This window comes from Phocaeicola massiliensis B84634 = Timone 84634 = DSM 17679 = JCM 13223, from assembly GCF_000382445.1.
GTDB classification, from domain to species: domain Bacteria; phylum Bacteroidota; class Bacteroidia; order Bacteroidales; family Bacteroidaceae; genus Phocaeicola; species Phocaeicola massiliensis.
The window spans coordinates 800,627-815,764 of the sequence record NZ_KB905472.1; the positions used below are offsets into that span (position 1 = coordinate 800,627).

The 15,138-nt window shown below is 41.5% G+C and carries 10 protein-coding genes; 6 read left to right on the forward strand and 4 right to left on the reverse strand.

All coding sequences use genetic code 11. From position 1 onward, the window contains the following. Window positions 1-8: 8 nt before the first annotated feature. Window positions 9-857 carry a helix-turn-helix domain-containing protein gene (locus HMPREF1534_RS15640; protein WP_018452255.1) on the reverse strand — a complete coding sequence of 283 codons (849 nt, stop codon included), beginning with the start codon at window positions 855-857 and terminating at the stop codon, window positions 9-11. Between the two features lie 164 nt (window positions 858-1,021). Between HMPREF1534_RS15640 and HMPREF1534_RS15635 the strand changes: the two genes are divergently transcribed. The 5 genes from HMPREF1534_RS15635 (at window position 1,022) to HMPREF1534_RS15615 (ending at window position 9,411) form a co-directional block, all read left to right on the forward strand. After that, the gene (locus HMPREF1534_RS15635; RefSeq protein ID WP_018452254.1) at window positions 1,022-2,077 is read left to right on the forward strand and encodes an efflux RND transporter periplasmic adaptor subunit; all 1,056 of its coding nucleotides are present in this window, start codon (window positions 1,022-1,024) and stop codon (window positions 2,075-2,077) included. An 18-nt stretch (window positions 2,078-2,095) separates the two neighbouring features. Next, window positions 2,096-5,143 carry an efflux RND transporter permease subunit gene (locus HMPREF1534_RS15630; protein ID WP_005937046.1) on the forward strand — a complete coding sequence of 1,016 codons (3,048 nt, stop codon included), beginning with the start codon at window positions 2,096-2,098 and terminating at the stop codon, window positions 5,141-5,143. Continuing rightward, window positions 5,143-6,435, forward strand: a complete 1,293-nt coding sequence (locus HMPREF1534_RS15625) for a TolC family protein (protein ID WP_005937049.1) — start codon at window positions 5,143-5,145, stop codon at window positions 6,433-6,435. The genes HMPREF1534_RS15630 and HMPREF1534_RS15625 overlap by 1 nt, the downstream gene beginning before the upstream one ends. 101 nt (window positions 6,436-6,536) lie before the next feature. Continuing rightward, window positions 6,537-7,721, forward strand: a complete 1,185-nt coding sequence (locus HMPREF1534_RS15620; RefSeq protein WP_025066840.1) for a BamA/TamA family outer membrane protein — start codon at window positions 6,537-6,539, stop codon at window positions 7,719-7,721. Further along, complete coding sequence (locus HMPREF1534_RS15615) at window positions 7,708-9,411, forward strand: phosphoethanolamine transferase (protein ID WP_005937056.1); 1,704 nt, start codon at window positions 7,708-7,710, stop codon at window positions 9,409-9,411. The genes HMPREF1534_RS15620 and HMPREF1534_RS15615 overlap by 14 nt, the downstream gene beginning before the upstream one ends. Before the next feature lie 109 nt (window positions 9,412-9,520). On the opposite strand, the gene HMPREF1534_RS15610 is transcribed toward HMPREF1534_RS15615, so the two are convergent. Further along, a complete protein-coding gene (locus HMPREF1534_RS15610; protein WP_005937060.1) occupies window positions 9,521-10,807 on the reverse strand; it encodes an O-acetylhomoserine aminocarboxypropyltransferase/cysteine synthase family protein in 1,287 nt (428 codons plus the stop codon). Window positions 10,808-10,984: 177 nt separating this feature from the next. Between HMPREF1534_RS15610 and HMPREF1534_RS15605 the strand changes: the two genes are divergently transcribed. After that, on the forward strand, window positions 10,985-11,446 hold the full coding sequence (locus tag HMPREF1534_RS15605; RefSeq protein WP_005937064.1) for an Lrp/AsnC family transcriptional regulator: 462 nt from the start codon (window positions 10,985-10,987) through the stop codon (window positions 11,444-11,446). A gap of 125 nt (window positions 11,447-11,571) precedes the next feature. On the opposite strand, the gene HMPREF1534_RS15600 is transcribed toward HMPREF1534_RS15605, so the two are convergent. Beyond that, window positions 11,572-14,832: a S41 family peptidase gene (locus HMPREF1534_RS15600; protein WP_005937066.1), complete on the reverse strand. Its 3,261-nt coding sequence runs from the start codon at window positions 14,830-14,832 to the stop codon at window positions 11,572-11,574. 37 nt (window positions 14,833-14,869) lie between these two features. After that, window positions 14,870-15,136, reverse strand: a complete 267-nt coding sequence (locus HMPREF1534_RS15595; protein WP_005937069.1) for a hypothetical protein — start codon at window positions 15,134-15,136, stop codon at window positions 14,870-14,872. Between the last annotated feature and the right edge of the window lie 2 nt (window positions 15,137-15,138).

Genomic DNA, 15,138 nt, shown 5'->3' on the forward strand with positions numbered 1-15,138 from the left:
AGACAAATTCATTCTACATTTTCCCTATACTGTTTGGGTGACATTCCTGTATATCTTTTAAAGTATTTCCCGAAGAATGAAATATCGGGGAAGTTCAGTGAATACGCTATTTCCTGAATAGTGAGGTCGGTGGACTTCAGTTTTGCTTCCGCATCGGTTATCACTAGTTTGGCGATAATGTCAGTAACCGTTTTCCCGGTTATCTTGTTTACGGTGGTGCTGAGGTGTTGTGGTGATATATGGAGCAAATCGGCATAAAAGGCTACACTTCGCTCTTGCGTATAATGTTTGATAATATATTGAACCAGACGTTTTACAATCTCTTCTCCGCGATTGAAAGCGCGGGTGGTCACATTGGTATTTTGATGAATATTGCCTACGCCATGCAGTATGGTGAGCAGCATGGAGCTGAGCAAGTCCTTATTGGGCTTTGCTTCTATGTGTTTCATTTTTATCAATAACATAAAGTAGTCTTGGAACAATTCGGATGTTTCGGGACGCAGAGGGGTGACAGGTGTATCAATCAGGGCCGAAAGATAATTCTTGGTGGAATTGAAAAAGTTTATTCCATTCAGCAATTCTTTGTTGAATCCGGCTAAGTATAAACGGCAGTCGGGACTTTGCCGGTGAACATGGACGAATGTTTCGGGCAGTATGGTAACAATGTCGTTTTTTTGTATCTTGTGTTCAGACAGGTGGATAGTTATGTCACACTCACCACGCAGGCAAAGAATAAATAGACAACCATTCATGCGCTGAGGGTAGTGGTAGATATGTCCGAAAGTACCGGTTATGTCAATTTCAGCTGTGAAATCTTTGTTCAGTTTAAAGATGTTAATGTCGTCAGTGTACTTCATAAAAATAAAGAAGACTTTGGTTATACACCACAAATATAGGACAGTTTAAGCAGATTACAAAGAAAATGCTTAAAAATAGACTAATATATCTTACTGTTAGCACTTGTGCACATTTAATAAATGTGAGAACTTTGCATTCGAAAACTAATGTGAAGATTAACAGTATGAAATGTAGAAAATTGTCTATTGTGGCAGTGAGTGTGGTATTGTTCTGTTCATGCGGACAGCAACCTGCTCAGGAACGAGGCCCCCGTCCGGTGAAATTGGCGGAAGTTGCGTCGTTAAATAAAATTGAAAAATCCTATTCAGGCGTAGTGTCGCCCGATCAATTCAGTGATCTTGCGTTTAAAATGTCCGGTCCGTTGGTGGCAATGAATGTACTCGAAGGACAGAGAGTGAAAAAAGGGGAGGTGGTAGCTGAAATTGACCCGACAGATTATAAGTTGGATTATGACGCAAAGAGAGCTTCCTTCCAGAAAGCGTCATCGCAAATGCAACGTGCAGAGAAGCTATTGATGAAAAATGCCATATCTATGCAGGAGTTTGAAACGACTCAGGCATCTTATACCAATGCTAAATCTGCTTTTGAAAATGCACAAAACACATTGAATGATACAAAGTTGCGTGCACCGTTTGATGGATTTATCCAAAAGAAATATGTGGAAAATTATCAGCGTGTACAACCGGGACAAGGTGTGGTATGTCTGATTAACCCGGCAAAGTTGCAAGTGGAATTTACCATTCCCGAAACAAATATTGCCTATGTGACTTCTCACGGAAGTATTTTTGTAGAATTTGATGCTTATAAAGGCAAGTTATTTCAGGCAAAGGTAAAAGAGTATGTGGAAGCATCGCAAGACGGTGCCGGAGTTCCTGTATTCCTTTATATTGATGACCCCGAATTTGACTTGAAGAAATATAAGGTATCGGTGGGCTTTTCTTGCCGTGTGGTAGTTAATATTGAAAATGAAACGGTAAAAGGAGGAATTACCGTTCCGTTATCTGCTGTAGTATTTGATAACAATCTGAATAATAAGGTTGTATTCATTTATAATCCTTCTACCCAAAAAGTAGAGAAGCGTAAGATTTATGACGAAGGAACCATTGTGGGACGTAATGATTTAATTGTGACCGGAGAGGTGAAGGCCGGTGAACAAGTAGTAGCTGCGGGAGCTTCTTATCTAGTGGACGGTCAGCAAGTCAAAATATTAACCGAATAAAAGAGGAGAGTACAAATCATGAATATTCCAAAATATTCTTTAGAGAACCAGAAGGTTGTCTACTTTTTTTTGGCTATTTTGTTGATAGGTGGAGTTATCTCCTTTTTTAAATTGCCAAAGAAAGAAGACGCTCCTTTCGTGATAAAGACGGCGGTTCTTGTTACCCAATATCCGGGTGCGAATCCGCATGAAGTGGAGAAATTGATAACCGAACCGATTGAACGTGAGATTCAGTCAATGACTGATGTATATCAGATTAAATCGGAATCTTATTTTGGGCTGTCTAAGATTTCTATTGAGTTACAGCCTACTATCGACCCTGATTATATGCCGGTAAAATGGGATGAACTGCGTCGTAAGGTGGCAAATATCCAGCCGAAGCTGCCTAGCGGTGCATCTACTATCACGGTGAACGATGATTTTGGTGATGTATATGGTATTTATTATGCATTGACAGCCGATGAAGGTTTTTCATACAAAGACTTGCGTGACTGGGCACAGCATATACGTACGCAGCTTACTCCGATTGAGGGTGTGCAGAAAGTGATGCTTTATGGTGAGCAGACAGAAGTAATCAATGTGAAGATATCTACTTCCAAACTATCATCTTTGGGTATTGACCCGACTTCTATCATGGGGATTTTGCAAAAACAGAATGTACAAGTCAATACGGGAGATATCGCTACCGATATTTATCAGTTACGCTTGCGCACAGAAGGTACTTATACTAGTCTTGAAGATATCGAGAACCAGCTGATTGTTAGCAAAGATGGACGTGAAGTACGTTTAGGGGATATTGCAACAGTGGAACGCGGTTATTATGATCCACCTTCAACATTGATGCGTGTCAATGGCAAACGTGCTATCGGCATTGGTGTAGCCAGTGGTGCAAAGGATAATGTGGTTGCTGTTGGTGAAGCCGTGGATAAGAGCTTGGCAGAGATAGAACAATTGTTGCCTATCGGTATAGAATTGTCTTCTCTCTATCCCGAAGACAAGATTGCGGATGAAGCTAATAATGGATTTATTCTCAATCTGATAGAGTCATTGGTCATCGTGATTTTGATTATCTTTGTAGTGATGGGATCGCGTGCCGGTATGCTGATTGGTAGTTCGCTATTGTTTTCTGTAGGAGGTACCTTGCTTATCATGTTAATGTGGGGAGTGGGTTTGAACCGTACTTCTTTGGCTGCATTTATCATTGCCATGGGTATGTTGGTGGATAATGCCATTGTGGTGACAGACAATGCCCAAATCGGAATCAAGCGCGGAAAATCCCGTTATCTTTCTTTGATAGAAGGTGCTATCAAGCCTCAATGGGCATTGCTGGGAGCGACCTTTATTGCTATTTGTTCATTCTTGCCGTTGTATTTGGCTCCTGCATCGGTTGCTGAAATTGTAAAACCGTTGTTTATCGTGTTGGCCGTGTCATTGGGATTAAGTTGGATCTTGGCTTTATGCCAGACTACAACTTTCGGTAACTTTATTTTGCAAGAGGCTACTCCCGGTAGTGAAGGTAAGGATCCATACGATACCAAAATTTATCATAAGTTTGAGAAGCTCTTGACTTTATTGATTAAGCGCCGTTTTATAACACTGACTACTGTTGTTGTTACTTTGGTGCTTTCTCTGGTCATTATGGCAGTTATGCCTCAGAGTTTCTTTCCGAAGATGAATAAACCTTATTTCCGTGCCGATTTGGTATTCCCGGAAGGTTTCAGTATTCATGCGGTAGACGAAGACGTGATGAAGGTGGAAGAGTATTTGGAGAAGAATGAAAAAGTAAAATCTTATTCTGTGACTTTAGGTGGTACTCCCTTGCGTTACTATCTGGCAAGTTCTTCTTTCGGTCCGAAGTCTAACTATGCCAATGTGATGGTGGAAACAAAAGACCCTGAAGATGCTGCCGAAGTAGAACAACAGTTCTATGAACACATGACTCAGAATTTTCCGAATATCATTACCCGTTCGGCATTGTTTGCGTTGTCACCGGTGCCCGAAGCTGCCATTGAAATCGGATTTATCGGTGAAAATCCGGATACGCTGACCGCCTTGGTGGAGCGTGCGAAGAAGATTGCGCATGAATGTGATATGGTGACGGATATACGTTCTAACTGGGGTGATAAAGTGCCGGTATGGAAACCGATGTTCTCACAACAGAAAGGTTTGCGCCTTGGTATTACCCGTCAACAGGTTGCCAATTCGTTCCGTACTGCTACCAATGGCTTGCCGTTGGGCGAGTATCGTGAGGGGGATATTTCACTTCCTATCTTATTGAAGGATGAAGATGCAGAAAATATGAACCTGAATGATGTGAAGAGTGTTCCGGTATTCAGCACTAAAGGAAATTCAGTTAAGGTGGAGCAGGTGATTGATAATTTTTCTTTGGGTTATGATTATAACGTAGTGCGTCGTTTCAACCGTGAACGTTGCATGATGATGCAGTGTGAACCGAAGCGTGGTGCCAATACGATGGCTGCCTTTAAGCAGGTGTTGACCGCCGTACAGGAACAGATGCAACTGCCCGAAGGTTATAAGATGAAATACTTTGGTGAACAGGAGACACAAGATGTAAGTAATGCTGCTTTGGCAAAGAATATTCCGTTGACATTCTTGTTGATTTATGTCGTTTTATTATTCCTTTTCCCGAGCAATTACCGCAAACCGGTATTGATTATGCTGATGTTGCCATTGGTGTTCATCGGTGTGGTATGGGGATTGTTGTTGTTCGGTAAATCTCTTGATTTCTTTGCCATTTTGGGCTTGTTGGGCTTGATTGGTATGAATATCAAGAATGCGATTGTACTGGTAGACGAAATCGGACTTCAACTGAAAGATGGCAAAGGGGCAGTACCTGCCGTGGTTGAGGCTACCAAAACACGTATTGTTCCCGTAACTATGGCGTCGGGAACCACTATTTTGGGTATGCTTCCTTTGTTGGGTGATGCGATGTTTGCAGGTATGGCAGCTACCATTATGGGTGGTTTGTTCGTATCAACCATTCTTACCATCTTCGTGCTTCCGGTGACTTATTGTATATTCTTTAAAATCAGAGCAGACAGATAATGAAAACGAATCTTATATATATACTTGGAATGATGTGCTTGTCCGGCACGGTTTCAGCTCAGACTACCGTAAATTATACGGAGTTCGAACAGAAAGTGTTGGATTATAGTCAGACTTTGAAGCAGAGTGTGTCACAACGTACAGCCATGCAGAAAGCAATGAAAGCTGCGAAAACTGCTTTCTTCCCCGCAGTGGATGCCACGGGTAGTTATCAATATCGTATAAATAAATATGATATGGATTTTGGCGGAATGGCTGTTCCTATGGAGCATGATTCTTACAGTGCCGAAGTGGGAGTTGTCCAACCTATTTATGCAGGAGGAAGTATTTATCATACTTATAAGGCATCACAAATTCAGTCTCAGATAGCTGACAAGTCGGTAGATTTGACCACAGATAATCTTATTTATGCTGCAGAAGCCAGTTATTGGGGTACTGCGGCTCAGAAAGAGATGTATAAAACGATGTGTCAGTATGTGGAAATTATCAGTCAGTTGACCAAAGTGTTACAAGATAAGTATGATGACGGTTATATCAGTAAAACAGATTTGATACAAATGCAGACTCGCCTGAAAGAGGCAGAGTTACAACGTTCCAGCAGTTATCAGTCTTATCAGATAGCTTTGCAGAACATGAATGTGTTGATGGGATTGGAACCGGATAAAGAAGTAGGTTTGGTTGATTCTATTTTCGTTGAGTTACCATTACCAGCTTATGTCGGTGCTGATGCTGCACTGAATGTTCGTCCTGATTATGCTATTTCTCAGTTGGATGTGGATTATCAAAAAAGACAGGTTAAACTGGCTGCTGCAAAATATAATCCATCCTTGTCTATCGGCTTTAAGGAGACTTGGGGGACACAAATGTTGAACATTTCGGGCGAAACAATGTTTAATAGTAATGTGTATGCTTCTGTCAAGCTGCCGTTGTTCCACTGGGGAGCGCGATTTAAGTCGACGGCTGCACAAAAAGCGATTTTACTTGGTAAGCAGTATGCTTTGCAAGATAAACAAGACCAAATCACGAAAGAGGTAGCCAAAGCATGGACTAGTCTGACAGAAAATACTCGTCAGATAGATATTGCTAAGGAAAACTGCAAGTTAGCAGAAGAGAATTTGGATTTGAATACATTTAGTTATACGGAAGGTAGGCTGACTATTTTGGATGTACTTTCTGCACAGTTGACTTGGGTACAGGCATATACAAATCTTATCCAATCATATTATGAGCAGAAAATAGCATTGGCAGATTATAGGAAAGCAACCGGTATAAGGTATTTAGGACAGAAATAAGTAATTTCAGACCAAAATCTTATAATTTAAAATGCCACTTTAAAGCAGGTTTGGATTATCTTTGCATCCAAATCTGCTTTTTTCTTATATATGAATACATTATGAAGAGATTGTTACTTTTAACATGGATATTCGTATGTATGGCGGGCATATCTTTTGCAACTCCCAGACACAGTGAGTTGTTTGAGTTTCCAACAGATACGATACAACACAAAGACAGCACTGTACGGAAAAGAAGCTTTTTCAATAAGTTTCTTGACTACTTTAATGATGCGAACAAGAATAAGAAGCACAAGAAGTTTGACTTCAGTATCATCGGTGGACCTCATTATAGTACAGATACCAAGTTGGGACTTGGATTGGTAGCTGCCGGGCTTTACCGTTCGGATAAGAATGATACTATTCTTCCTCCCTCCAATGTTTCCCTGTTTGGCGATGTATCTACGGTAGGTTTTTATTTGCTGGGAATTCGTGGTACCCATATTTTTCCACAAGATAAATACCGTTTGGATTATACCTTATACTTTTATTCTTTCCCTTCCAAATTTTGGGGAATGGGATATGATATGGGAAATGTAGATGCCAACGAAACGGATATGGACCGTTGGCAGGCACAGATAAAAGCTAGTTTTTTATTTAAACTGACAGACAATTTGTATTTGGGACCGATGGTAGCTTATGATTATGTGCATGGAAAGAACTTGGAACGTCCCGAATTGTTGGAAGGAATGGATTTGACTACAACTAATTATGGTGCCGGATTCTCCTTGGTGTATGATTCACGTGATGTATTGACTAATCCTCATAAAGGATATTATCTGAATATATCGCAATGTTTTCGTCCCAAGTTTATGGGAAATGATTACGCTTTCAGCACCACCGACTTGCGTACCAGCTATTATCATCCTGTTTGGAAAGGAGGTTTGCTTGCCGGAGAGTTTAGGGGGATGTTTAATTTTGGCAACCCGTCTTGGTCAATGATGGCTTTGTTGGGCAATTCTTACTCGATGCGTGGTTATTACGAGGGCCGCTATCGTGATAAACATAAAATGGAAGGGCAGATAGAATTACGCCAACATATTTGGAAACGTAATGGTATAGTGGCTTGGATTGGTGCAGGAACGGTGTTTAATAAGTTCAGTGCGTTGCGTGTCAATCGCGTTTTGCCTAATTATGGTATCGGATACCGTTGGGAATTTAAAAAGAATGTGAATGTTCGCCTCGATTATGGGTTTGGAAAGAACGGACAATCGGGGTTCTTATTTAATATAAATGAAGCGTTTTAAAGAGATCTATCAATGGTGTTGTGAGCCGAGACAATTATTTTTTCTGTTTATAATTGTATTAGCTATTCCTAATGTGGCATTGTTCTTCACAGAGCAAATGCCTTTATTGGTACGTATATGTAATATTATTTTGCCGGTATCGGTATATTGGATGGTGATGACGCTGAGCCGGAAACCCGGAAAGATAATATGGATATTGTTTCCCTTTGTTTTCTTTGCTGCTTTTCAATTGGTTTTGCTTTATCTTTTCGGACAGTCCATTATAGCAGTCGATATGTTTTTGAATTTGCTGACAACCAATTCCGGTGAGGCTATGGAGCTTCTGGATAACTTGTTGCCTGCTGTGATTGGCGTATTTGTGGTATATTTGCCCACTTTGGCTTTGGGTATTGTTTCGATAACAGGGAATAAGAAACTGGATCAATACTTTATATATCGCCAGCGGAGATATGCCCGGATGACAATGGGAGTAGGAGTCATCCTGACCGCATTGTGCTATGCAGACCATGAGGATTATGCATTGAAACTCGATATGTATCCGGTCAACGTATGCTATAATCTGACTTTGGCAATAGAGCGTGCCGGTGAAACAGCCGGTTATCAAGAGAGTTCAAAGGACTTTACTTTTGGTGCACAAGCCACACACGATAAAGATGAGGCAGAGATATATGTGTTGGTAGTGGGAGAAACTGCAAGGGCTTGTAACTTTGGGCTGTATGGGTATGAACGGAATACCACTCCGCTGTTGGATAAAACAGAAGGCTTGGTCGCATTTACAGATGTACTTACCCAATCAAATACAACGCATAAAAGTGTGCCAATGCTCCTTTCGGGAGCTTCTGCTGAAAATTACAATCGTATTTATCGGGAAAAGGGTATCATTACTGCTTTTAAAGAAGCAGGGTTTCATACAGCTTTTTTTTCCAATCAGCGGCCTAATCATTCTTTTATTGATTTCTTCGGAATGGAGGCGGATGAATGGAAATTTATAAAAGAAGATGCACCTGAGGAAACGAATATATCAGATGATGAATTATTGAAGTTAGTGGATAAACAACTAAATGACGGACATCGGAAATTGTTTATCGTGCTGCACATGTATGGTTCCCATTTTAATTATAAAGAACGTTATCCTTCGGATATGGCAGTGTTCAGGCCGGATAGCCTGACCGATGCGAAATATGAGAACCGTGAATATTTATTGAATGCGTACGATAACACAATCTGTTATACAGACGGCTTCTTGGCGTCACTGATTGAAATGTTGCAACGCACGAATGCTTCATCGGCTATGCTTTATACTTCCGATCATGGAGAGGATATTTTTGATGATGACCGGAAACTGTTTTTGCATGCGTCTCCGGTACCTTCATACTATCAGTTGCATGTTCCGTTCCTGATTTGGATGTCTGAGGCGTATCGTAAAGGATATCCTGTTCAATATGAGGCTGTGTGTATGAATCGTGAAAAGCCGGTGGCAGGGAATGCATCTGTTTTTCATTCAATGTTGTCGTTGGGTGGCATACAAACCGATTATAAAGAAGATAGTTTGTCTGTCGCCAGTAAGCGGTATGTCACTCGCCCCCGTTATTACTTAAATGACCATAATCTTCCTAAACTTTTAGATAAAATAGGATTGAAGGAGAAAGATATTAAACAACTTGAACAAAGAAAAATGATGTATCCATGATAGATGGAGGTGTGTCAAAATCATAAAGTTATCCTTCTATTGTTATTGACGCAAAACGATAAATCTTTTCATTTTGACACATCCTCATACAAAGTCTGCTTTCGTGCTTTTAAATTTTATCAAGTGCCTGTTCCAAATCGGCCAGCAGGTCATCAATATGTTCTGTTCCGATGGATAACCGTACTGTTCCCGGATAAATCTCCTGTTCTTTAAGTTCTTGCTCATTTAGCTGTGAATGAGTTGTGCTTGCCGGATGGATAACAAGTGATTTTACATCGGCCACATTAGCCAGTAAAGAGAATATTTCGAGGCTGTCTATAAACTTATGGGCCTCTGTTTGCCCTCCTTGCACTTCAATTGTAAAGATAGAGCTGCCTCCATGAGGGAAGTAGCGGTTGTATAAAGCATGGTCGGGATGTTCAGGCAGTGACGGATGATTTACTTTTTTTACTTTAGGATGTCTATTTAGGAATTCCACCACTTTCAGTGCATTTTCTACATGACGCTCTACACGTAGAGAAAGAGTTTCCAGGCCTTGCAGTAGGATAAAGGCATTGAATGGGCTGATGGCTGCTCCTGTATCTCGTAATAAAATGGCACGGATACGAGTGGCATAAGCCGCTGCTCCTGCCGCATCGATAAAACGGATTCCATGATAACTGGCATCGGGTTCGGTCAGTTGTGGAAATTTTCCTGAAGTTACCCAGTCAAATTTACCGGAATCTACAATGACTCCTCCTAAAGAAGTACCGTGTCCGCCAATAAACTTAGTTGCCGAATGTACCACAATGTCTGCTCCATGTTCTATGGGTCGGATGAGGTAAGGAGTTCCGAAAGTATTGTCTACAATCAAAGGAATCTGATGACGGTGTGCAATATCTGCTACAGCTTCTATATCGATAATATTAGAATGGGGATTGCCCAAACTCTCGATGAACAGTGCTTTCGTGTTTTCCTGAATTGCATTTTCAAAATTGGATAAGTCATTCGGGTCGACAAAGGTGGTGGTTATACCATAGTCGGGTAGGGTATGCGCCAGCAAATTATAACTTCCTCCATAAATTGTTTTGGCGGCAACGATATGGTCACCGGCACGAGTGATGTTCTGAAATGCGTAGGTAATAGCAGCTGCACCCGAAGCTACCGCAAGTCCGGCTACTCCTCCTTCTAACGCTGCTACACGTTGTTCAAAGACTCCTTGAGTGGAATTGGTCAGACGTCCATAGATATTCCCCGGATCCTGTAAGCCGAATCGTGCTGCTGCATGAGCTGAGTTGTGAAATACATAAGAAGTGGTTTGGTAGATGGGGACTGCACGCGCATCTGTTGCTACATCGGGCTGTTCTTGTCCTACATGGAGTTGTAATGTTTCAAAATGTAATCTCTTAGTTGCCATAGTTGTATTCTTTTTAGTTAAACTGATGATTGATTTATTGGCTGCAAAGTTATAATTGATGGTAATATCGAACAATATATTGTGGAAAAATGGAAAATATATCTATATTTGTTGTGATATATAGAATAAAATTATTGTTTTACTGTTGGATGTCATACTTTAAAAGAATATTGCACTATGGATACATTGGATAAAACAGATTTGCAGATACTTCGTACATTGCAAGAAAACGCACGACTTACCACTAAAGAACTGGCTGCACGCGTCAGTCTGTCTTCTACTCCGGTATTTGAACGACTCAAGCGTCTTGAAAGTGGGGGATACATTAAAAAGTATATAGCAGTGCTTGATGCAGAAAAACTGAATCAAGGTTTTGTGGTATTTTGTAGTGTGAAACTCAGGAGGCTTAATCGGGATATTGCAGCTGAGTTTACCCGTATGATACAAGGTATTCCTGAAGTGACGGAATGCTATAATATTTCGGGAAGTTATGATTATCTGCTCAAGATACATGCCCCCAATATGAAATATTATCAGGAGTTTATATTAAATGTCTTGGGAACCATAGATAGTCTGGGTTCGCTGGAGAGTACATTTGTGATGGATGAAGTGAAGCATGAGTATGGAATACATATATAAAAAAGAAAAACACGTTCGTATGTGTGGGGTTACACGTTAGTATGTATAAGTTAATACGTTAGTACGTGTGAGGCTATACATACGTATGTATAAGGTCACACGTACTAACGTGTAGAAAGTTGCTTTTATTTCTTTTCACCTACGGTCTTCAACATTTCCTGTACGGCTGCTTCCAACTGTTGGTCTTCTCCTGTGAGTGCCTTTTCGGGAGCATTATACACTTCAATGTGAGGTGTAAGCAATTGGTTTTCGGCATATTGTCCGCGCATATCCATACAGCCTACCTGCGGAATACCGAATACAATAGTTGGATCAATCTGTGTTTCCCACCATACGGCAGTCATGGTTCCCGGAACGGGCGCACCAATCAGTTTACCGATTTTCAGTTCTTTATATACCCATGGGAAACCGTGTGCATTGCTGTAATTATCCTCGCAAATCAATACACAGGAAGGTTTGAGCCATTTATTGAATGGATCACTACCGATATATTGTCCGCGTGGAACAAAGCGCTGATATTCTTTACCACTCAATAAGGTAGCCAAATCATCGTGTAGCCAACCGCCTCCGTTGTGGCGTGTGTCTACAATTACGGCTTCTTTATTGCGGCAACGTCCGAGCAATTCGCTGTATACTTCACGGAAACTTTGGCTGTCCATACCTCTGACGTGTACGTAGCCTATACGACCGTTCGACAGCTTATCCACATTCTTACGGCAGCGTTCTACCCAGCGTTTGTAAAGCAGATTGCTCTGTTCGCCACTACTGATGGCTTTGATGGTCACGTCAAATCGTTTTCCATTGGCAGGATTATACATGGCAAGCAATACCTTTCGACCGGCTTTACCTTCCAGTAGCGGGAAATAATCCCGGCCTTTTAAAATCGGTTTGCCATCTATCTTTTCAATGATACATCCCGGAGTAACGTCAGTTTTCTTGATGGCAAAGGGCCCTTTGGCCAATATCTCTTTTATCTTCAAGCCGTCTCCATTGTAAGTCTCGTCATAGAATACGCCTAAAGCGGCTGTGGAAAGAGAGGCCCCTGAACCATAATAACGGGCACCGGTATGAGAACCGTTCAGCTCGCCTAACAATTCACTTAACATCTCTTGGAAATCATAGTTGTTATTGATGTAAGGCAAGAAGCGTGAATAGGCTTCACGATAACCCTTCCAATCTACCCCGTGCAGGTCTTTTACATAGAATTTATCTTCTACTTGTTGCCATACGTGGTTGAAGATATATTCGCGTTCGCCGTATGGTTGATAATCGAAGAAAGCTTCAAATTCAACTGTTTTAGGCTCTCCGGTACTTACGCTGACTTTTTTGATGCCTCCGCCTGTGCATAGGAATACATTTTCACCTTTTTTGTCGGGATACATGGCACCGCCACCGACAGATTTCATCACAATCTTCGTCTTATTCTCTTTTAAGTCATGTTCCCATAAATCATATCCGCCTTCAAAAGCAGCTTGATAATATAGTTTATCTCCTTTCGGTGTGAGAACAGCATCTCCCAAATGAGAAGAGTTGACAGTCAGGCGGACAATTCGGTCTCGACAGTTTTCGAGGTCGAAAACCAAAGGTTTGACTTCTTCTTTCTTTTCATCTTTCTTTGTGTCTTTTTTATCGTCTTTCTTCTTGCCGGTCTTCTCGTCTTTTTTCTCTTTATCATCCTCTTTTTTCTTGCTTTCGTCGATAAGGGCAAGCTCTTCTTTATTCATACGGAAACGTTCGTATGCGTCAAGGTCGAAGAACATGATGTAAACATCCGCTTCAGCTCCCCAACTGCCGTGGCTGCGGTATCCGGCACGGTCGCTATACCACATCATTGCTTTTCCGTCGAGCACCCATTTGGCATTCGTGTCTGTATAGCCGCTTTCGGTCAGGTTATGGATTTCTCCGTTGCCTGATGCGTTAACCAAAGCCACATCTTGGTTGTTCCATCCACCTATGCCAATATAGTTGGTGAGAATCCATTTGCTATCCGGACTCCATTGATACCATTGATCACCATCACTGTATGAATATTCAAACTTACCGTCCATTACAGTGCGGACATCTTTACTTTTCAAGTTAAGCACACGAATCGTGGTACGGTCTTCCAAAAACGCTATTTCTTTACCATCAGGACTGAATTGGGGCTGGAAAGAAGCAATGGCTGAACCGGTCAGTTTCTCCTCTTTAATATCTGTAGAATAAGTGAATTGTTTCTCTTCTTTTTTGTTCAGGCTTGCCTGATAAATTTGCCACAAACCGTTTCTTTCCGAAGCATACACGATACTTCTTCCATCGGGAGCGAAGTTGATGTCGCGTTCTTGTTCCGGAGTATTGGTGATTTGTTTTGTTGTCTTATATTCCACTGAAGTGACGTAAACATCGCCGCGCAGAATGAATGCTACTTCTTTAGCATCGGGAGACAGAGCTATTTCTGTTGCACCGTTTCGTCTGATTTGGCGAATCAGGTCTTTGTCATTTTTGTCCGTTAAGATGGATATTTGTACTTTCCGAGGTTCGGTTCCTTCTTTCATTGTATAGATTTCTCCATCATATCCGTAGCAGAGTGTGCCGTTGTCGGCAGCAGTAAGGAAACGGACCGGGTGCTTGGTATGGTGGGTGAGCTGAGTGGAACTTGTTCCATCCAGTGCACGTTTGAATACATTGAATGAACCTTTTTCTTCACTCAGATAATAGAATGACTTTCCGTCCGAAGCCCATACAGGAGTACGGTCTTCACCATTAAAAGAGGTTAGCTTGCGATAGCTGCGTTTTCCGTCCAATGAACACAGCCAGATGTCGCGTGTGATAGAAGAAGTGTGATGCTTGCGCCAGGGATCTTCGTAACCTTTCTTATCATGGTAGAGTAAAGCATTGCCGGTTTTGTTGATGCTGATATCTTCCATAGGCATGGAGGAGAACATGACCGGACGGTCGCCTGTAGTGCTAACTTCATATACCTGTTGGAATTGTCCTGATGGAAATTGGGCATCTTCGGCTGACGGCATTACATTTGCCAGAAACAGGATATGGTCTGCATCCTTGAATGCTACGGGTGTTTCGTTGCCGGAGTGAGTGGTTAATCTTTTTGGGATGCCTCCCTCTCTGTCTACCACGAATATATCCATACTGCCCATGCGGTCGGAAGCAAATGCGATTTGTTTTCCATCGGGGCTCCATACCGGATGAGTGTCGTGTGCTGCATTGGTTGTAATCTGTGCAGCTTTGCCTCCGTTGACCGGTACTGTGTAAATGTCTCCTTTGTAAGTAAATGCGATGGAAGTTCCATCAGGTGAAATGGCACAATAACGCATCCACAACGGATTGTCTTGTGCATGTGCAGATAATGCCAGCATAAAAGCTGCCACTCCCAGTAGTTGTCTTTTCATTTGATTTGTTTAATAGGTATGTTAATTTATAGATTTTCTATTTCTTCTTTTTGGTGAAGTAACTTCTTACTTTCCGCATTATTTTGATGCCGGTCATTACTCCGTCATAAACGGCTATTCCGGTATTTACATGTTGCATAATCCCTTCTATACCACCCTTATTTTCTTCAGGTACAAATAATTCGCGCAAAGTTTCGGTTATTTGTGTCTTCGCTTTGAGCACTTCCTCCCGTTTTTCGGCTTTTCGCCGGGCTATCTCTTCCAGGGTGATAATCGGTGTATGTTTAGAATCGTTGTTGTTCATAA

What these genes read in the sequence shown, in the direction of transcription:
- HMPREF1534_RS15620 (WP_025066840.1), top strand. Translation starts at nt 6,537, where the DNA reads ATGAAGAGATTGTTACTTTTAACATGGATATTCGTATGTATGGCGGGC.
- HMPREF1534_RS15630 (WP_005937046.1), top strand. Translation starts at nt 2,096, where the DNA reads ATGAATATTCCAAAATATTCTTTAGAGAACCAGAAGGTTGTCTACTTT.
- HMPREF1534_RS15640 (WP_018452255.1), bottom strand. Translation starts at nt 857, where the DNA reads ATGAAGTACACTGACGACATTAACATCTTTAAACTGAACAAAGATTTC.
- HMPREF1534_RS15610 (WP_005937060.1), bottom strand. Translation starts at nt 10,807, where the DNA reads ATGGCAACTAAGAGATTACATTTTGAAACATTACAACTCCATGTAGGA.
- HMPREF1534_RS15595 (WP_005937069.1), bottom strand. Translation starts at nt 15,136, where the DNA reads ATGAACAACAACGATTCTAAACATACACCGATTATCACCCTGGAAGAG.
- HMPREF1534_RS15625 (WP_005937049.1), top strand. Translation starts at nt 5,143, where the DNA reads ATGAAAACGAATCTTATATATATACTTGGAATGATGTGCTTGTCCGGC.
- HMPREF1534_RS15605 (WP_005937064.1), top strand. Translation starts at nt 10,985, where the DNA reads ATGGATACATTGGATAAAACAGATTTGCAGATACTTCGTACATTGCAA.
- HMPREF1534_RS15615 (WP_005937056.1), top strand. Translation starts at nt 7,708, where the DNA reads ATGAAGCGTTTTAAAGAGATCTATCAATGGTGTTGTGAGCCGAGACAA.
- HMPREF1534_RS15600 (WP_005937066.1), bottom strand. Translation starts at nt 14,832, where the DNA reads ATGAAAAGACAACTACTGGGAGTGGCAGCTTTTATGCTGGCATTATCT.
- HMPREF1534_RS15635 (WP_018452254.1), top strand. Translation starts at nt 1,022, where the DNA reads ATGAAATGTAGAAAATTGTCTATTGTGGCAGTGAGTGTGGTATTGTTC.